Raw genomic sequence first — 18,106 nt, 5'->3', positions numbered from 1 at the left:
CTGCGAAAAGAAAAAGCCGGGCACCAAAGCGGTGCCCGACCTCGCATTTCCTGGTGGGCCGTTAGGGAATCGAACCCTAGACCTTGGGATTAAAAGTCCCCTGCTCTACCAACTGAGCTAACGGCCCTTTTTCGGGCGTGGCAATTTTACCACGCGGCTACGTCATTTTAACAGTTTACTCCCACGCCCACTGCCCATTTACAAAGATTGGTGTTTCTTTTCCATCTTTATCCACGCCCCAGATGTTCATGTCGTCAGATCCGATCATGAAATCAACATGTGTAGCGCTCTGATTGATGCCGTGGGCGAGAAGAGCTTTGGAGTCCATCTCCAGCCCTCCTTCAAGGCACTCAGGAAAACCTGTGCCGAGCGCCAAATGGCAGCTAGCGTTCTCATCGTACAGCGTATCGTAAAAGAGAATGCCGCTCTGACGGATAGGTGTGTTTTTTGAAATCAGTGCACATTCTCCGAGATACGAAGCGTGCTCGTCCGTTTCTACGATGGATTTCAGTACGTCTTTTCCTTGTTCAGCGTCATACTCTACGACTTTGCCCTTTTCAAACCGGAACCAAAAGTTCTTAACAATCTGTCCCGCGTGTATAAGCGGAAGCGCTGAATACACCACTCCGTCAACACGAAGTCTATCGGGGCTGGTAAAGACTTCTTCTGTGGGGATATTAGGGAAAAACGCGGTGCCATCAACGGTTCTGGCGGCACCTCCCTCCCAGAGGTGCGCTTTATTCATGCCAACAACTAGGTTTGTGCCGTTTTCAGACTGGTACCGAAGCGCGTCAAAGCGGTGTGAATTGAGGAATCGTTTCGTCTTTTCAAAAGTAGCGTTATGGGTCTCCCAGGCGCTTTCCGGATCCTCGCCGCTTGCGCGCGCAACATCCAGGATAGCGACCCATAGACGATAGAGCGCTTCTGCCTCGGAAAGATTGGGAAATACCTCATGCGCCCATGGGCGTATCGGCACACCGGCAATGCACCAGACGTTGCGTCCAAAATCCATGCCTTCCCGGAACGCTTTGCACTGCGTATTGCGGGCACGAGAAGACGCGGCGGGTTTCTGCGGGTCAACCCCCTTCATCACCTCGGGATCCTGTCCCTCTAAGAACAGAAAAGCGGCTCCTTCCTTCGCTAAGCCGTCAAGCTGCTCCTTTTGCCACGCCGGTACGACCGAAAGATCCTCAACGCTAACATTGTCAAATGTAATGCGAGAAGACTCCGCGTCCGTCCAGATAACCGTTACGAATTTCGCTCCAGCCGCATATGCCGCACGCTGTACGCGCCTGGCAAAATCTGCTGTCTGAATTGGAGCCATCACGGCAAGCTGCTGACCTACTTTGAGCGCGCACCCTTTTTTGACAAGCAATTCCGCATATAAATCGATTTGCTTTGATAGTCCATCGAGGGCAATTTTTGCTTCCTGGTCGGTCATGGGAATCGGAGTCATGCTGTCCCTCTCGCTCTCATCAAGAAGGCCCCGAAGGGCCCTCAGATATCTATGGAGCGGGCAACGGGATTCGAACCCGCGGATGATGGCTTGGGAAGCCATTGCCTTACCACTTGGCGATGCCCGCGTGCAAAGAGATTCTACCACAGTCATTCTCCCGTTCTCCTGTTTATATGTGCAATGTGCTCGAAACACGCGCTGAAAAATATCCCTGTTATATTCACAGTTCTTTTCAAATATGAAGAATCCGTTGAGGCGCGTATTTCCAAATAAGAGGCCTCATATCAAAAAATTTCCCATGCAAATCATGGATAGCATTTTGTGCTCGGCATCTTTTAGGCTGCCGATATTTTCCTATTTCGACCGTCAGATACCTGTCAGATATCCGTCAAAGAGCAGTCAGATCGCATCACTAGCATCTGCTCTACCTATTGAAAGGAGACTGGTTATGAACATCCATGCTTTCACATCTTTCCTCATAGCGCCCTTGCGGCCGCAATGCGAGCTTGGTAAGCGCCGATATGCGATTCTTTTGTCGTGGATTCTTCCTCTTTTTATAGGAGGCCTGCTTGTATCACAGCTCTGTCTCCTTTGGACCCCGCGTCTGGTTCTTGCGGAGGAACCTGAAACTATTACTGTTACTGAACGCAAAGATTATCCCGATGGCCTTCGCATTCCTCAGTGGAACGGATCAAATGGAGCCTTTCTATATTGTGGGGACGAACTCAACAAAAGAGGAGCGAACTATGGAGATACGCTTACCGTAATGAATCCACGAGACTATCACGGCCTGAGAACGGCAGACGGTTTACATAACGGCTCATACAGCGAGTATCAACTGAAAGCACTTGACTACATTTTGTATCACGGAGCCCGGGGGGATAGGTCGGAATCTCCCGTATATGGCATTCCTGCTGATTGGCAAGCTCGTGAAGTAACTCAATTTGCCATCTGGGGTCTCTTGCGCGGAGATCCTCATCTCATAACAACGGTTCTCCCTGAACCGGGAATGTCTGTGGCCGCAGAAAGACTCTGTCGAGACGCTCTCGCATACGCGGATGCCGGCGGAGGTGGTCCGGAAGAGGGATCGGCAAAACTTCTCGTTCCTCCAGCTGGCCGGCAAGTCCTTCTCTTTATGTCTACCAAAGCCGATGCTCCCAAGGGTCAGCTGAAACTCAAGAAGCGCTCTTCTCTGCCTCATACGCTTTTCCAGGAAAACGAGCTGTATTCATTGGAGAAAGCCGTCTATGGAATCTTTTCCGATAAAGACTGCTCCGCCAAGGTTTGCGAGATACTAACCGACAGCGCCGGAGAAACCAATGCGGTAGAGCTTCCGGAAGGAACGTATTACATAAAGGAAATTACTCCTCCGGCAGGCCATGAACTGAATCCAAACGTCTCTACCGTTACTGTCAGCAGCGGCGCTGTTTCTGAGGTCTGCTGTGAGGATATTCCGTACGGTCGCCATGGCCTCACTATCAAGAAAGAAGACGCAGCGCTACAAAACGGCCCCCAGGGAAACGCCTCACTTAAAGGTGCGGAATTTACTGTTTCATACTACGCAAACACCGAAGGGACAACAGAAGGTCAGCCTCAAGCGTCTTGGGTTTTTTCAACTGACGAAAAGGGTGTGGCGGAATTTTCTGAAGCGTCAAAGGTAGGTGGAGACGAGCTACCAACACGTGACGACACATCTTGGCTCCCTCTGGGCACATATACCATTCAGGAAACTAAGGCTCCTTCCGGCTATATGCTTCCAAGCAACCCCGTCTCTGTCTGCGTGCTTTCCCTTGAATCTGCAGTTCCAACGTGGAAAAAACTAAGCGATGTCGGTATTGCTTCCGATATCGACTCCCTTACGTTCAAAGATACCGTTAACCTCGGCGGCATTCATATAACCAAACAAGCGCACGACCCTCTTTACACTGATTTGCATGCCCCTGAAGTCACTCAGACGCCTTCTCTTGCCGGAGCTGAAATCGAAGTTATCAACTCATCAAATCACGCCATTTTGTATCAAGGGATATGGATTGAGCCAAACACTGTGGTCACAACAATCACCACCAACGACACCGGTTGCGCTCAGGTTGACGGACTGCCTTTTGGGTCTTATACGCTTAAAGAGGTAAAGGCGCCGGATGGATTTGCTCTCAACACCGACTGGAATCCCACTGTTTCCGTGTCCGAAAATCAAGTCGTTGTAGAAGCTCCTGTGCTTGTTGACGCGCGACTCTGCATGGCCACCGAGCTAGCCACTCTCGACAACTCCCATGAGGCTGTAGACGAAAAGGATATTGAGCTTATAGATCACATCTCATATGAAGGACTTACGCCGGGACAGGGGTACAGAGCCAACGTCACCTTGTACCCAGCCGGACAAGACCCCTCTCCTGAAAACAAAGTGGCGTCCGCGCACCTTGATTTCACACCTGAGAAAGCCGAAGGAACCGTTAACGTGCCCATAACGCTGTCCAACGATAACCTCCCCGATGCTGTAACAGCTCATGATGAAATAGCACATAACGGAACAAAAGTTGCCTCTCACACCGATAAACATTCAAAATCTCAGACCGTCCATATCGTTAAGCAAAAGAGTTCCAGCAAAAAGGAGATGCTTCCTCATACGGGAACTGAAAACTTTACGATACCCGTGCTTGCTCTTTCGGGGGCAGGACTTCTTCTCTTCGCTTTTGTCTCAGGAAGACGCCTTCGTTAAGTATTTATACAAGGAGGCTGTGGCAAGACAGTCTTGCCACAGCCTCTACAGTCATTCGGTAGATAGAGATTCTCGCTTGCTTATGAGCGTCGGATAAGCTCTGTTACAAGAGCCGCCGTGTCGACACACTGCTCAGCATCGACATTTTCATACACATCCTCGGCAAGGCGACTAAGGGCGGGAAGTTTATTGTCGCCAAGGCCCATAAGCGTAACCGAACGAACGGAGTTTCTCATGGCCTGCGTACTGTCCGTTGAATCCCAATCGTAATCGGTTGTCTCGATATCTACATGCAAATCTTTTGCAGCAGTTGTAATCATGCGAATCATGCGTCGATCGGCACGGCGGGTATTTACCGAGCCTTCATTTTGAAGAATGCTCAGTTTACCGGCGCCGATGCAATCAAGATTGATTAAAAACGCTCCGCGAATATCCATCCTGTGCTTAGAAAGGAAGTTCTTCATGCCTGCATGATCAAGGTCAGAGGCTCCCAATGCCACGAACCAAATGTCGTGAGAAACAAGCTTTTCATCAGCCATAGCAAGAATCGCATCACGCAATTCTTCTTCGGTGGGCTCTGTTGCTGCGTCGGCGACATCGACCTCTGATTCAGTCGTCTCCTCTTTTACTTCGCTGTTGTTACGAAGGCCCTCGCGCGTAGCGGCGCCCCCCTTCCAATCATCCAGCGGATTGTTATCTTTGCGGTTAAAGAGTCTGAATGAACGGCGCTTTGCCTCAGGAGTCGGAGTTGAAGCTTCTTCGCTACGCGAGATGGTTTCGAACGGACTGTCCTTTTCCTCTAACACTTCATCTGGTTCTTGCGCAGAAGTGTAGTTTTCAGGCTCTGTCTCTTCCTTATCTATAAAGGGATCGACTTCTTCTCCAGAAGGATCGGGAAGATCAAACAGTGAGGCACGACGTGCGAAGCTATTTTGTGTACGAGCCTGCGCATCGGCCTCCTCAACAGGAGGAGCTACTACCGTCGCATCATTGACATCGCCATTGAGGCCTTCAACACTTTGATGAACTTGCTGCATCGTAGCATCAACTTCATCTTCAACAGTCACTGCCGCGTTGTTCGTGTCTTCTGAACCACTGTCGTGCTCTTGGCCCACATGTAGTGACTCAGCGGCATTTTCAAGCTCGGCTGTTTCATTTGCATCAAGAGACTGATCGCGCTCAACATACTCAATCTCACAGTCCTCAGGAAGAATATTGAGAGCGCTAAGAACTTCTTCACCTCGACGTTTTCCCTGCGGCTTTGGCGGCGCTAAAAGAAGAGCGGGCGCCGCAGACCGATGCGACTCAGGACGACGGCCGGTTGGGCGAACGTTTTCGAGAATACCAAGAAGAGCGGCAACAGAAGATTTGTTATCGTTGGCTCCAATGGTGCACGGAGAAAAGCGCTCTGCAATTCTCATAACAGCTATAACTACGAGTGGAAGGGCGACAATGATACCAACAATCCAAAAAGCCATGCGCACGCCATCCGGGAGAAAACGAAACAACTGAACAAGGGCGCAAACCGCGATGCCTAAGACACAGTACTTACAATACTTTTTAACTAAAAAGATATAGTTGGCAACAGGAGATTTATAGAGAGCATTTTCATGTGGAGAATCATAGTGCGCGACAATGACAATAGGACGATTGCCTTTGGCAACAAGCGCACCGGTGGCCTCGTGCTTGGCAACAACATTTTGGCTACGCATGCGTGAACCAAGATTTGCAAGTACATCGTTACTGTTTATATGTTTCATCACAAAGAGCGCAGTCACGCCAAGTGTCAAAAGTACGCCGATAATAAATAGAGCTACGTTGCCGACTCCCGCAAGAATAATTCCGACAAACATTACAATCACAGAGCAAGCGGTTTCAATGCTACTGATTGAATGAACGTCGAACTCTTCAACGGAAGGCTCAAGGCCATGCAGGCGCATCTCGTCAGCGATAAGCTGAGCAGCTTGAAATTCTTCCTGACTGCCTGCCGGAGCAATAGTGATTTGCTCGTCAAGATAGTCCACGTAGTCATGTGTAATTGCCATACTGCGTTCCTTTGCGGGCTTCAATCTACCAGAAACATACATGGTTAGTATACTTCTTATAAAAAAGAGAAGAGCTCACAGTTACTTGCAGCATAAAAAATTGGCAGAATATATTTTGGATGTCAAGGCATATTGCAAAGGAACTTTTTACAGAGTGCTGACTTGTTGTATGCCGAACGCTCGGAAAGGACACACGGTGTCGCTCACAAACAGTTTTACCATATCCGCAGATGAAAGCGGCGCGAGAGAGCTTGTGTCCTTTATTCTCTTTCTCTTTGAAGCTCAAAAACCGGTTTTGCTGAGCACGCTCAAAGATGTCTTTTGCGCTGAAAAGTCTCCTGACGCGGCACGAAAAACACTCAGTCGCCTGTGTAAACGAGCGTCTGCCCTTGGTGTTAGCATCAAAAAAACAGGAAATTCCACACAAACTGCTCTAGTGATTGACACTGCATCGCTCTACTCCCTTGATGATTTACCTCCTGAAGAGCTTCTTTTGGGAACGATAAGAACCTGCGAAGCGCTTCTCGATACAAACGCTCTCCCCTATCAAAACGACCTTCGAATCGCTCTGGCAAAACTCGATCCAAATTTTGCCGGCACCGAAATAAATGAAGGCCCCAAATCCCCGTGTCCCTCTGAGAAATCGAGAATTTTCGAAGTTTTTCTTGACGCTCTTGAGAAACACTATGCAATCAACGCTTGGTATACCGACCCAGCCTTCTCCACAACCAATCGACTTCTTGCTCCTCTGGGGTATTTTTTCGCCAACGACAGCAAATACATCGTGGCTATGACACTTGATGAGGCCGGCGGTACTATCTCACAGCCAAAAACGTTTCGCGTTGATCGGTTTGATCGCGCCCAAGCGCGCAAAGACGTTTCCTTTACCGTTCCTGATACCTTTGACATCCGAGACTTCTATCTTCTGCCCTTTGAGTTTGGCCCCGATAAACCCTTTACGATCACCGTTGAACTTTTAGACAACTTCCCTCCCGCCTTGCGCCAACGCTTCATGCGGCGAGCGTCTGAGGGCCGCGAAACAAACACCTGGACTATCTCCGTCCGTGACCAGCTGAAAGCTATTTCTTGGTGCATTGCCAACAACGTTCTTCCTAAAGCGCCGCAGGACTTCGTTGCCCTTTGGAAAGAGTCGCTCGCAAGGGGTGTGAGTTTATATGGCAACGAACAATAACTCAGGCCGCGATGGCCAGGTGCAAACCGCCCGTAAACTTTTGGTCCTCCTCGAGGCTCTAAGCGTTGAGGGAGCATATGTAAGTAGAGCGGAAGTTGAACGCAGGCTCAGTGTCACCTCTGACGAGGCCAAGTGTCTTATGTACCTGCTTCTTTCACTAGACCGGGGCGACCGCCGTCCGCTGCCGCTTACCTCAGACGATAACCTCTCATATCTGGTAGCGCAGGGGCCACTTTCCCCTTCTCTTTTTGAACGCCGCCCAGCGCTAACGCATACTGAAGCAACCGCTCTTGCAGGAGCTCTTTTTGCCCTTAAGACTCCCGATAATAGTCCCCTTCAGAAACTCCTTGCTTCCCCTGTCGTGTCCAGCGGCGATTTGCATCCTTTTATTAAGCAGATTGTTCAAGAGAAAGTATCCACCGAAGAACAAGAAAACCTGCTTGTCTGTTCAAACGCGCTCGCTGGTCAGCGCAATCTTCGATTTACATACTTCCCAGCGGAAAAAAGCCTTGCACAGGAAGCATCAACTCCGCAGAAACGCTTCGTTGCGCCTTTGTATATCGCCTGTGACACGACAGGCTGGAAGCTGGACGCCTTTGATTTTGATAAGCAACAGCAGCGCACGTTTTTCATGCGTGGAATGCGTGAGGTAGAAACTATTCCTGCAACTTTTAACGAAATGAAGCGCGCAAAATCAACTTCCTCAGCCGCTGAACAGTCTATGGTTACTCTCTTTTTCAATGACGAGAAGTACCTCTCTCTGTTTGACTGGAAGGATCTTTCCGTTATCGAAAACAATCTTCCCGGAGGCGTTATCAAGGCCACCATTCCCTTTTTCAAAACCGAATGGTTACCCAGGCATATACTGGCTTGCAATGGTCATGTGTGGACGGACGACCCCGAATTGATTCACATTCTCAAAGACTTTGTCAGAAAGCGTCTTGACACTTAACCAGCAGGCCGATCAAACAGAACCTCAAAAACCTCTATTACCAAGCCGCCTTTAAGCGTCATGTTCTTCTCGCCAGCTCTGTATAAAGGCCTCGACTTCATGGAGCATAAGGACGTTTGCCTGCTGTTTTGGAAGAGAAGATAAAAACTGTTTCCCATAGCGCTTGGAGATAACGCGGGAATCGGCCAGAACCAGGATCCCCTTGTCGGAGCCGCTTCGAATAAGCCTTCCCGCAGCCTGCTTGGTAGCAATGACAGCCTCCGGGAGCGAATAGCGCCACCAGGCCTTTTCTTCGCGGCGCTCCCGTTCCTTCGCAAGAGGATCATAGGGACTGGCAAAGGGAAGACGAGGAATAACCACGCATCGAAGTGTATCGCCGGACGCGTCAAAGCCTTCCCAAAACGACTTAAGCGCAAAGAGCGATAGCGCGGTGTCGGCTAAAAACTGCTTGCGAAGACGGTGAGGTGAGGTGGAGCGTTCCTGACATGTAAGCCGCAATCCCTGCTTCGAAAGACGCGCCTCAAGCTTTCTATAGAGACATTCCATATCTCGCCGATTAGTGAAAAGCGTAAGGACAGAACCTCCCATACTGACATGAACATCAAAAAGCAGGTCCTCAAGCTTTTGCAGGTATGTGGGGTCATTTGGCACGGGCATATCTTCGGGAACGATAACGGCCATGTTAGTTTCGAAGTCAAAGCTCGAATCAAGCTGCTTGCTTTGATAGGAGAACTTCCCACAATCAAGGCCAACCGCGGCGGCAAAATAATCAAAGCTATGAGAAACAGCAATGGTCGCCGATGTAAATACGACGGAATGCATATCGGGAAGCCAGTTGCGCGCAAGCTCCTTTCCTATATCGATTTTCTCAGCGAGAAGCATTTCCTGTCCGGTACCAGATTTTGCCCGAGAGAGCTGCGCTGAATAAACGTAGCTATCATCCCTGCCCGAACAGATAAGACGAATTCCTTCATAGTATTCAAAAAGAAATGCTGTTGACTCGCCAAGGTTGCTTGCAAGCCTGGCGTCAACCGGCTTGAGCGCTTCTTCTGTCTCAGTAATCGCTTTTATCGCTGGCTCAAGCACTTCGGCGCAATGCTGTCCTGCCTCGGCGACTTCTTGCCAAACATCACTCTTTCTGACTTCATCACTAATCCAAAGTGCTATGGCGTTATAGCCGCCATCATTTTTTGCAAGCGAAACAAGGTCATGCACAGTCGCAAAAAAGTCCGCGCTGACAACCATGGCGCGGTTCGTTGTGCTTGCAACTTTCAGTAGCATACGCTCAAGCAGCGACGCGCCTTCGAGCTTTGCCGAAGCGTTAATGATTGACGACAGCACTCCCGTGCGTGTTGAACCGAGAACTTCAAAACCGGCGCTTATCTTATCTCCTTGCAGCTCAACTGCCCACTGACGCCGAGCATCAGCATCAAAACTATGTGCCTCATCTATTACCCAATGCCTGATAGGAGGCAAAATCTTTCCTCCCAGGGCAACATTTCTGAGTAAAAGCGAGTGGTTTGTGACCACGACATCCGACTCCGCGGCGCGCCTGCGCGCGCCGTGCACAAGACATTCGTGTGGAAAATAAGGGCACTGGCTGCGGAGACATTCTCGCGAAGTCGTTGTGACAAATTGCCTGGGCACATAGCGCCAACGGATTCCAAGCGCATCCAAGTCCCCATCAACCGACTGGCATGAAAACGCATACGACACCGCCAGCGCGGTAAGCATATCTTCGGCAATAGAATTTTTGGAGCGGCTCTCCTTCTTAAAAAGGCCAAGTGGCAAATCTTCCACAACAGCCCTATCCATCCTGTGAAGACAGGGATAGTGCTCATATCCTTTGAGGCTTGTAAATGTAATGCCTCCGGAAATTGCCTGGCTGAGTTTTGGGAGCTCTTGTGACATAAGCTGATCTGTCAGGGCATTTGTTTTTGTCGCAATGCCAACAGTAACCTTGTTCTTTTTCGCAAACAGCACCTCAGGAAGCAGATAGGCGATCGATTTTCCAACGCCCGTACCTGCTTCAATAGCACGGTGAGACGATGTCGCAAGCGCTTTTCGCACTTCAAGCGACAGGGCGACTTGTTCCGGACGAATCTCATACTTTTCATACATCTGGGAAATCATTCCGTGCGCGCTAAAAGCCTGCTCAATCTCTTGAGCAGAGGGAGCTACGGCGGGAGCGTCTTTCTCCTCAATGTCAATTCGAGGCTTTCCTCTTCCCTCAGCCACAAGCGCCGCGCGAACGCTTTTCATCGAAAACGGCTGCGGAGACGTCTGCGCGGTGCTTTCCGCAAGAGTCGACGCTTCATCGGCGGCCAATTCATGCGCCTGCAAATCAAGATCAGTATTGTGACCCTGGTCCAGGCTGTAATCCTGGTCCAGGTTGCAAGCCTGATTCTGGCCTGGATTTTGATTCATTCGTTGCTGTAGGGTGGCGATGTGTGAAAAGATTGGCCGGTATACCCAATCAACATCGTCATGCATCGCGGCAAACATCTCGAGAAGACCCTGTGGAAGATTGCATAGTCCCAAAAGGATAATGCGCCACATTCCGATGAGCGCATCCACGTCATCACTTGCGCGATGCGTAACAGGCAGGGCGCCAAACGCCTCGGCCATCCTTGAGAGTTTATGCGACGCTAACCGCGGAAGCGCTATACGCGAAAGCGAGAGTGTATCAATCCATGTGTCGGAAACCTCACGCCCGCCGGGCACTCTTTCAATAAAGGTACGGTCAAATGTGGCGTTATGAGCAAGTACGGGCAAACCGCCTACAAAGTCCGCAAGCGCAGCGACCGCCTCCTGGGGGCTCGGGGCGCCCTGAACATCACTGTCATCAATATGTGTGAGTCGCGTAATCTCAGCGGGAACAGGCATCTTCGGGTCGACAAATGTCTCAAAGCGCTCAAGTACTTTTCTGCCGGAAATCTTTGCTGCTGAAATCTCAATCAAAGCGCAGGTTTTAAAAGAGAGTCCCGTAGTTTCGGTATCAAGCACCACTATGTCTTGTTCAAGCAAGTCAAAATCAGCATGTTTCGCCTGCTCTTCCAGGGCAAGGTACGAGGTCTGAACAGCCTCGGGCGTATCCGGAAGAAGAAGCTTCTGCAGTTTTTCTTGAGCGTTTATTTGCTCTGATGGCGCCTCTGACATACCGTCCTTCTCGCTACACAATCCTTACAAACCTGCTTGCGCGCCTCTGCCGTGAACAGGCTTATTGCCCGCGAAGAGCGAGTTCGATAAAGCGGGTGCAGAGTTCGGAAAAAGGTATCCCCGCCGTACGAGCGGAATCGGGAATGAGGGAGCGCTCCGTCATGCCTGGAATCATATTAGTCTCAAGAATCACGGGAGTGCCGTCTTTCGTAACGATAAAGTCACTCCGAGAAGCACCTCGGCAACCAAGGGCTTTGTGCGCGCGGACGGCAAGATCCTGAGCCCGAGCGTACACGTCAGCGTCAAGTCTTGCGGGAGTAATGTGATGGAGCGCCGCAGGTTCGGCTTTGACCTCAATACTATAAAACTCGTCATCAAAGACAATTTCAACGATTGGCAGCGCCTGAGGATCATCATTTCCGACAACCGGCACGGTAATCTCAGTGCCAGTGATACATTCTTCGATGAGAACGCGGTCTCCCTGTACGCCAGCATCTGCGACGGCCTGAGCCAGTTGCTGTCGGTTTGTCACGCGCGTAACGCCAAAGCTTGAGCCGTTTGCAGCAGGTTTTACAAACAGAGGAAGACTAAAGTCTTTGATAATCTGGTCAACTTCCTTCTCGGTAAGCCTAGTTTCGGCAGCAACGTCAATCCCGCGCGGCATGGGAATGTTTGCGCGCTCATACATGAGCTTCGATATCTCTTTTTCCGTGCCCATTGCGGAAGCAAGCACGCCTGAAAACGTGTATGGAATGTGTAATATCTCAAGAAGCCCCTGAATACAGCCGTCTTCACCATAACGTCCGTGCATGGCGACAAAAGCGACGTCATAGGAGCCTTCCGCAAGTTTTGCCACTGCGCCTTCAGAGGAGATGTCGAGAAGTTCAACGCTTTCAAACCCAGCCTCTTTAAGCGCTTTTGTAACTTCTCCTCCTGACTGCAAAGATATCTCATGCTCATCGGACCAGCCTCCCGCCACAACAATGACTGAAAGCTTTTTGAGTTCGTCGCGTGTCATTTCTGCTCCTTTAAGTACAGCTGTTAGAATAGGCTCACCAAAAGATTTCTCTCAAAAGGATACCGCGAGAGTCTCCTGAGAATACGGACAAGGATAAAAATGTACCCGGATACCAATAGCAGCAATAATCAAACGTCATCGAATAGCGCCTCATCTTCCAGACGCGACCTGAGGTCTTTCTCGCATAATGAGCTTCTTGAGCTTATGGATCAGCTTCATCAACCAAAATTTCGCGTACAACAAATCGAAGAGTGGATCTGGTCTAAGGGAGCTGTCTCGTTCGAGGACATGAGTAATCTCCCAAAATCGCTCCGAGAATCGCTGAATAAAAGAACTGTACTTCAAGGACCGCAGCAAATTGCTCGACAGCTCTCGCAGGACGGAAGCCGTAAATATTTGCTTCGCTATCCGGACAACACCACCGTTGAATGTGTTGGTATGCCTTCAGGCGCAAAGCTCGCCGTCTGCGCTTCTACGCAGGCGGGCTGCGCTATGGGCTGCTCCTTCTGTGCAACCGGAGCAGCCGGCCTTGCACGCTCCCTCACCGCTTCTGAAATCTACGAGCAAGTTATTCATGTGCGAAACGACTTTGAGACGCGTGTTTCCAGCGTTGTGCTTATGGGTCAAGGCGAACCATTTATGAACTATGACAATACGCTCAGCGTCCTGCGTCGTCTTAACTCCCCTGACGGACTTGGCATAGGAGCTCGCCACCTAACCGTCTCTACATGTGGTGTTATCCCTATGATTAAGCGCTTTTCTAACGAACCGGAACAATTTACCCTTGCGATTTCTCTCCATTCGGCCGTACAAAAAACTCGCGATGTTCTCATGCCGGGTGTGCGCAAGTATTCCCTTTTACATCTCTATGATGTTATGGGCGAATATGTCGATAAAACGGGACGACGGCCAACGTATGAATACGCTCTTATCGGCGGTGTAAACGATTCCGACAGCGAACTGGGAGCTCTCCGTGATTTTTGTTGCGGAACGCTAGCTCATGTTAATCTTATCCAGCTGAACGAGGTTCCAGGTTCCAGATTTCATCCATCCTCACCTGCGCGTGCTCAGCAGTTTGTTAATAAACTTGGAGAAGTCGGTGTCGAGGCAACAATCAGACTCTCTCGCGGTGCGGACATCGATGCGGCATGCGGGCAACTGAGCCAAAAGCTTCGCCAACAATAGAATTTTTTCTCTCCTGGATACAGAAAAAGAGGTCCCAAGAGCCTCTTTTTTCTTTCTCGATTAGAACATTAGTTCTAATATCCCAGTTCAGACCATTGTTTATCAATTTGTCGTTTGTGGAATTTTATATCTCCTTGCTCCCCCTCTATAAATTTTGTATCAATCGAGGAAAGGGCGCGCTTAGCTGAGGAGATGGTTCTTCTCCCCGCCTTAAGCACTTTTCGTCTTGCGTCCTCGGTAAGAAGACAATAGATTGCGCCAATCGCTATGCCCCCTGCTGCTCCTGATGCTAAAAGGAGTTTCATTTTTATTCTCATGCTACTCATGGATACTCGTAAGGAGTTCAACAAGCTTTGCGAGTTCATCATCATCCGCAAACTCAATCTCTATCTTATTCTTCCCGCGCACATTTCTTACCTTCACGGTAGTATCCAGCGCCATGCGCAATTGCCGAGCGGCACGCTTATATGACTGTGGCGTAGGTAAGCGCTTCTGTTTTACTGCTTCTGCGCCAGAAAAAAGTGGAGCGAGATTCTCTGTCTGACGAACCGAGAGATTCTCACTAATAACTTTTTGAGCAAGCTTGAGACGCCCCTCTTCGCCGACAACAGCGAGAATTGCTCGAGCATGTCCTGCGGACAACGTTCCTAATACCATATACTCCTGAATTTCGTCAGGAAGATCGAGAAGGCGCAATGTATTGGTAATTGCAGATCGTGATTTTGAAATAATTTTTGAAAGCTGTTCTTGTGTCAGGCCGTCCTTTTTTATAAGCTCTTGATAGCCTCTCGCTTCCTCGATAGGAGTCAAATTTGACCTCTGTAAATTTTCGATAAGGGCAAGCTTAAAGACCTCTTCATCAGAAATTTCTCGTATAATCACAGGAATTTCTTTAAGTCCTGCTTGTTTTGCGGCTTGGTATCTACGTTCTCCAGCAACAATTTCATAAGCCTCTCCCTTTTTGCGCACAAGAAGTGGCTGTAAAATACCATTCTGTCTAATCGAATCCGCCAACTCGCTGAGTTCTGTTTCATTAAACTGTTTACGGGGTTGATTCTTATTCGGTTTAAGTTTTGAAAGCGCAAGTGTCTCTGTTTTTTTAGGTCTGCCAGTCTCTGCATTCGCCTCAGTTATCAGCGAGCTAAGTCCTTTTCCTAATCCGCTTTTTTTAGCCACGACGCGTCACTTCCTTTGAGAGTTTTGTATAGGCAAGAGCGCCTTTGCTGATACGAGCATACATCGTAATCGGGAGCCCATGGCTTGGCGCCTCCGCAATTTTAATGTTTCTTGGAATTACTGTTTTGAACATTTTGTCACCAAAATAGGTTGATACTTCCTCCACAACCTGTTTTGAGAGGGTAGTACGACTATCAAACATCGTCATTACAACGCCAAACACTTCAAGACCGGGGTTAAGACTGTTTTTTACCATCTCCATAGATTCAAGTAATTTTGACACTCCTTCAAGAGCATAATATTCACACTGAATAGGCACTAACAAGCTGTCAGCGGCAACCAAAGCATTAATCGTAAGGAGTCCAAGGGAGGGAGGACAGTCGATAAAGATGTAATCAAAATCGTTCTTTATCGGCTCAATTGCTTTTTTAAGAATATGCTCTCGGTCTTCTTCATTGACAAGTTCGATTTCTGCTCCTGCAAGCTGAATCGTAGCTGGTATAACATAAACACGGTCTTCTGGAGTCGAGTGAATGAGGGAATCTATTGGAGTCTCGTTGAGAATTCCATCATAGATATCATACTCAAGCTCATCTTTTTCGATTCCATAGCCACTTGTTGAATTTCCTTGTGGATCAAAATCAATAAGTAGCGTTTTCTTCTTTGCTTCACCTAAGGCTGCAGACAGATTGATGGCTGTCGTTGACTTTCCAACTCCGCCTTTTTGGTTGATTATGGCAATAACTTTACTATCCTTATCAGGATAAGAGCGTTTCTGATCCGTATAGTTCATATACCCTCCGTCTACCTCAGGTGTTTCTCTATAAGAATAATACCGAATGTTTCACGTGAAACATTCGGTATTTGTCAATTTTAAAGAATCCCGGAGGCTACTCCTTTATATGACCTAGGGGTTCACGCTTCGCTTGTCCGTTCTTCCTAGGAAGTTTTATCTGTGCTTGTTTAACTTTTCTATATATAAGTATTTCTCGATGTCCTAATCCTTGGGGCAGTTCAAATGTTTCACGTGAAACATTCTCAAATCCGCAAAGAGCTGCTGCCTGAGATGCCTCTTGCAGCTCTACTTTCTCAAGGTTTGCCTTTTGCACTAAAAGACATCCTCCAAGAGTTAAAAACGGCTCTGCATATTCAATAATAATGTTTGTTTTTCCAACTGCTCTAGAAACAACAAAGTCGAATACTCTTTTCATCTCGGGGGTGATTTCTTCAGCCCTCATATGTTTTCCCACAAGGTGTTTCTGCAGACCAAGTTGTTCTATAAACTCATTGACTGCAGTAACTTTCTTTCTTACAGAATCAATAAGTACCCCATCAAATCCTGTTACACACCCAAGGGGAATACCAGGGGTTCCTCCTCCTGTGCCAATGTCACAGAATGTCTTTCCTTCCTTCATATATAACGACACCACTAAGGAGTCAACAATATGAAGGATTAAAGCTTCAGCAGGATCAGTAATACTGGTAAGGTTAAGGACTTTATTCTTCTCAAGAAGCAGCTCAAGGTATTTTAGGAGACAGGCGCGCTGTTCGTGTGTTGTTTCTATTCCATATGCCAAAAGCATTTCTTCTAATGCTTTTTCATCCTCATTCCCAAACATTACGTCGCTCCTTGATACTCAGATTGACAAAACTTTCTGCTCCACAATCTTTTGACAAAAAGGGGAAGATCTCTCTTCCCCTTTTTTCTTTTTACCATAAATTTTAACAGCTATTACTCATGCACGGCAGTAATAACCACGCGCCGGTAAGGATCTTCTCCTTCTGAGTGCGTAGTAACATCCGTAGCCTCTCTAAGTGCTATATGTACAAGACGACGCTCGTAGCCGTTCATTGGAACAAGAGCAATACGCCCGCCGTTCTTCCTCACACGTTCAGCAGCGGATCGAGCCATATTTTGAATCTTTGCGCGGCGACGACTCTTATATGATTCAACATCAACAAGTATCGGATAATGAAAACGAAGTGTTGCGCTCATGAGAGAAGAGAGGACCATCTGTAATGACTCAAGCGTATTACCGTGGCGCCCTATAAGAATTGCAAGATCACCATCGGTTATATCGAGAATCAGCTCTCCTTCATCTCCGTCATATTCATCAATCGCGCAGTTCGTCTCGCCAAAAAACCCTAGAAGTTGCTTAAGGTAAGATACAGCCAAATCAGCAATCTTATCCATCTCTAGAGAAGAAAGCTCCAGGCCTTCCTCGTAGTGAGCGCGAATCTCCGCAAACTCATCCGCTAAATCAACTGCAGAGGATGCTTCCTGAGAATTCTCCTTCTCATTCATAGTCAATTCCTCCACGTCAACCTCCATTCAACATAAAATACTTAATTAGTATTTTAAGAAATTACTTGTAGTCGCTTTGTTGTAATCAATAAAGAGAAAACCCTGTTCTTGCTATAAACTATTTTCTATCTCATCCTTTTTTATGTTGCCGAGGCTTCTTCTCTTTGCGTACAACATCAACTTCAACAGGTTTGTTTTCCATTTGTGCCGCAGCCTTTGCTTTTTCAGACTCAAGGATTCGGTTCGTAATAAGTTTTTGCTGTATTACCTGCCAAAGCGACGATGTAACGTAATACAAAAGAACCGCAGCGGGTACTGTCCAACCAAACCAAAGCATCACAAGAGACATCATGCCTCCCATAATCATTTGCTGTCGTTTTTGGTCAGCAGCGCTATTGTTTGCGTTCATCATCAGGGGAACAAATGTCAAAACACCAAAAAGAATCACAAAAATAAGATAGGGGATAGCAGCGGTAAGCCCTGAAGAGGCAAAAACCTCTGAAGGAGAAGAAGCGATTGATGAAAGAATTCCATAGAAGTGAGCGTCTTTGGGGACATTTCTTGCAACGGTAAAGAGAGCAAAGAAGATAGGCATCTGCAGGAAAATTGGAAGACATCCCCCTATAGGATTGAACTTAATCTCAGCATAGAGCTTACGCATTTCTTCCTGCTGCTTCATGGGATCATCAGCATAGCGCTCTTGAATCTCTTTGAGTTTAGGCTGCACCACCTGCATGCGCGCCATTGACGCGGTCTGCTTGTTAGTAAGCGGTACAAGAAGCAAACGAATAATGAATGTCAGAATAATAACGGCAAGGCCCCAGTCACCACAAAAGCCGTAAATACCCGACAAAATCGACGTAAGTAGATTAATAATCCAATCCCACATAGTTCCTCCGGTC

14 protein-coding genes and 2 tRNA genes are annotated in these 18,106 nt (G+C 48.2%); 4 read left to right on the top strand and 12 right to left on the bottom strand.

The features are described 5' to 3' along the window. Positions 1-51 precede the first annotated feature (51 nt). From QM016_RS04805 to QM016_RS04795, 3 genes are all read right to left on the bottom strand, one after another. Positions 52-127: transfer RNA gene (locus QM016_RS04805), tRNA-Lys, on the bottom strand. A 48-nt stretch (positions 128-175) separates the two neighbouring features. Then, positions 176-1,456 (bottom strand): aminopeptidase, encoded by a 1,281-nt coding sequence (locus QM016_RS04800; RefSeq protein ID WP_282710513.1) that lies wholly within the window; start codon positions 1,454-1,456, stop codon positions 176-178. 52 nt (positions 1,457-1,508) lie between these two features. Continuing rightward, positions 1,509-1,583 (bottom strand) — tRNA-Gly (locus QM016_RS04795). 321 nt (positions 1,584-1,904) lie between these two features. On the opposite strand from QM016_RS04795, the gene QM016_RS04790 reads away from it, so the two are divergent. Further along, entirely contained in the window at positions 1,905-4,172 is a 2,268-nt protein-coding gene (locus QM016_RS04790) for a SpaA isopeptide-forming pilin-related protein (RefSeq protein WP_282710511.1), read from the top strand. Between the two features lie 80 nt (positions 4,173-4,252). Here the strand turns inward: QM016_RS04790 and QM016_RS04785 are convergent, their stop codons facing one another. Next, positions 4,253-6,217 (bottom strand): hypothetical protein, encoded by a 1,965-nt coding sequence (locus tag QM016_RS04785; protein WP_282710510.1) that lies wholly within the window; start codon positions 6,215-6,217, stop codon positions 4,253-4,255. A 196-nt stretch (positions 6,218-6,413) separates the two neighbouring features. On the opposite strand from QM016_RS04785, the gene QM016_RS04780 reads away from it, so the two are divergent. After that, on the top strand, positions 6,414-7,409 hold the full coding sequence (locus QM016_RS04780) for a WYL domain-containing protein (RefSeq protein ID WP_282710508.1): 996 nt from the start codon (positions 6,414-6,416) through the stop codon (positions 7,407-7,409). Then, the gene (locus QM016_RS04775; protein WP_282710506.1) at positions 7,393-8,361 is read left to right on the top strand and encodes a WYL domain-containing protein; all 969 of its coding nucleotides are present in this window, start codon (positions 7,393-7,395) and stop codon (positions 8,359-8,361) included. The genes QM016_RS04780 and QM016_RS04775 overlap by 17 nt, the downstream gene beginning before the upstream one ends. 51 nt (positions 8,362-8,412) lie before the next feature. On the opposite strand, the gene QM016_RS04770 is transcribed toward QM016_RS04775, so the two are convergent. After that, positions 8,413-11,520 (bottom strand): helicase C-terminal domain-containing protein, encoded by a 3,108-nt coding sequence (locus QM016_RS04770; RefSeq protein WP_282710505.1) that lies wholly within the window; start codon positions 11,518-11,520, stop codon positions 8,413-8,415. A 61-nt stretch (positions 11,521-11,581) separates the two neighbouring features. Further along, positions 11,582-12,538: a D-alanine--D-alanine ligase gene (locus QM016_RS04765; RefSeq protein ID WP_016477652.1), complete on the bottom strand. Its 957-nt coding sequence runs from the start codon at positions 12,536-12,538 to the stop codon at positions 11,582-11,584. Between the two features lie 99 nt (positions 12,539-12,637). On the opposite strand from QM016_RS04765, the gene rlmN reads away from it, so the two are divergent. Next, positions 12,638-13,723, top strand: a complete 1,086-nt coding sequence (gene rlmN, locus QM016_RS04760; RefSeq protein WP_282710504.1) for a 23S rRNA (adenine(2503)-C(2))-methyltransferase RlmN — start codon at positions 12,638-12,640, stop codon at positions 13,721-13,723. Between the two features lie 74 nt (positions 13,724-13,797). Here the strand turns inward: rlmN and QM016_RS04755 are convergent, their stop codons facing one another. The 6 genes from QM016_RS04755 to QM016_RS04730 all read right to left on the bottom strand — a co-directional run bounded on the left by QM016_RS04755 (position 13,798) and on the right by QM016_RS04730 (position 18,093). Further along, complete coding sequence (locus tag QM016_RS04755; RefSeq protein ID WP_232209531.1) at positions 13,798-14,049, bottom strand: hypothetical protein; 252 nt, start codon at positions 14,047-14,049, stop codon at positions 13,798-13,800. Then, complete coding sequence (locus tag QM016_RS04750) at positions 14,042-14,899, bottom strand: ParB/RepB/Spo0J family partition protein (protein ID WP_016477655.1); 858 nt, start codon at positions 14,897-14,899, stop codon at positions 14,042-14,044. Before QM016_RS04750 ends, QM016_RS04755 begins: the two co-directional genes overlap by 8 nt. Beyond that, positions 14,892-15,692, bottom strand: a complete 801-nt coding sequence (locus QM016_RS04745) for an AAA family ATPase (RefSeq protein WP_282710503.1) — start codon at positions 15,690-15,692, stop codon at positions 14,892-14,894. Before QM016_RS04745 ends, QM016_RS04750 begins: the two co-directional genes overlap by 8 nt. A gap of 97 nt (positions 15,693-15,789) precedes the next feature. Then, the gene (rsmG, locus tag QM016_RS04740) at positions 15,790-16,518 is read right to left on the bottom strand and encodes a 16S rRNA (guanine(527)-N(7))-methyltransferase RsmG (RefSeq protein ID WP_282710502.1); all 729 of its coding nucleotides are present in this window, start codon (positions 16,516-16,518) and stop codon (positions 15,790-15,792) included. 113 nt (positions 16,519-16,631) lie between these two features. After that, positions 16,632-17,204: a R3H domain-containing nucleic acid-binding protein gene (locus tag QM016_RS04735; protein ID WP_016477658.1), complete on the bottom strand. Its 573-nt coding sequence runs from the start codon at positions 17,202-17,204 to the stop codon at positions 16,632-16,634. Between the two features lie 130 nt (positions 17,205-17,334). Beyond that, positions 17,335-18,093: a membrane protein insertase YidC gene (locus QM016_RS04730; RefSeq protein WP_016477659.1), complete on the bottom strand. Its 759-nt coding sequence runs from the start codon at positions 18,091-18,093 to the stop codon at positions 17,335-17,337. Positions 18,094-18,106 lie beyond the last annotated feature (13 nt).

It is taken from the genome of Lancefieldella sp. Marseille-Q7238 (genome assembly GCF_949152215.1).
Classification (GTDB): domain Bacteria; phylum Actinomycetota; class Coriobacteriia; order Coriobacteriales; family Atopobiaceae; genus Lancefieldella.
Note: the sequence above shows the minus strand (reverse complement) of the source record. Positions and strands in the feature narration are given on the sequence as shown.

Excerpts from the sequence above, each read along its gene's own strand:
- QM016_RS04800 (WP_282710513.1), bottom strand. The coding sequence starts at position 1,456 with ATGACTCCGATTCCCATGACCGACCAGGAAGCAAAAATTGCCCTCGAT.
- QM016_RS04790 (WP_282710511.1), top strand. The coding sequence starts at position 1,905 with ATGAACATCCATGCTTTCACATCTTTCCTCATAGCGCCCTTGCGGCCG.
- QM016_RS04785 (WP_282710510.1), bottom strand. The coding sequence starts at position 6,217 with ATGGCAATTACACATGACTACGTGGACTATCTTGACGAGCAAATCACT.
- QM016_RS04775 (WP_282710506.1), top strand. The coding sequence starts at position 7,393 with ATGGCAACGAACAATAACTCAGGCCGCGATGGCCAGGTGCAAACCGCC.
- QM016_RS04770 (WP_282710505.1), bottom strand. The coding sequence starts at position 11,520 with ATGTCAGAGGCGCCATCAGAGCAAATAAACGCTCAAGAAAAACTGCAG.
- QM016_RS04765 (WP_016477652.1), bottom strand. The coding sequence starts at position 12,538 with ATGACACGCGACGAACTCAAAAAGCTTTCAGTCATTGTTGTGGCGGGA.
- rlmN (WP_282710504.1), top strand. The coding sequence starts at position 12,638 with ATGTACCCGGATACCAATAGCAGCAATAATCAAACGTCATCGAATAGC.
- QM016_RS04755 (WP_232209531.1), bottom strand. The coding sequence starts at position 14,049 with ATGAGTAGCATGAGAATAAAAATGAAACTCCTTTTAGCATCAGGAGCA.
- QM016_RS04745 (WP_282710503.1), bottom strand. The coding sequence starts at position 15,692 with ATGAACTATACGGATCAGAAACGCTCTTATCCTGATAAGGATAGTAAA.
- rsmG (WP_282710502.1), bottom strand. The coding sequence starts at position 16,518 with ATGTTTGGGAATGAGGATGAAAAAGCATTAGAAGAAATGCTTTTGGCA.
- QM016_RS04735 (WP_016477658.1), bottom strand. The coding sequence starts at position 17,204 with ATGAATGAGAAGGAGAATTCTCAGGAAGCATCCTCTGCAGTTGATTTA.
- QM016_RS04730 (WP_016477659.1), bottom strand. The coding sequence starts at position 18,093 with ATGTGGGATTGGATTATTAATCTACTTACGTCGATTTTGTCGGGTATT.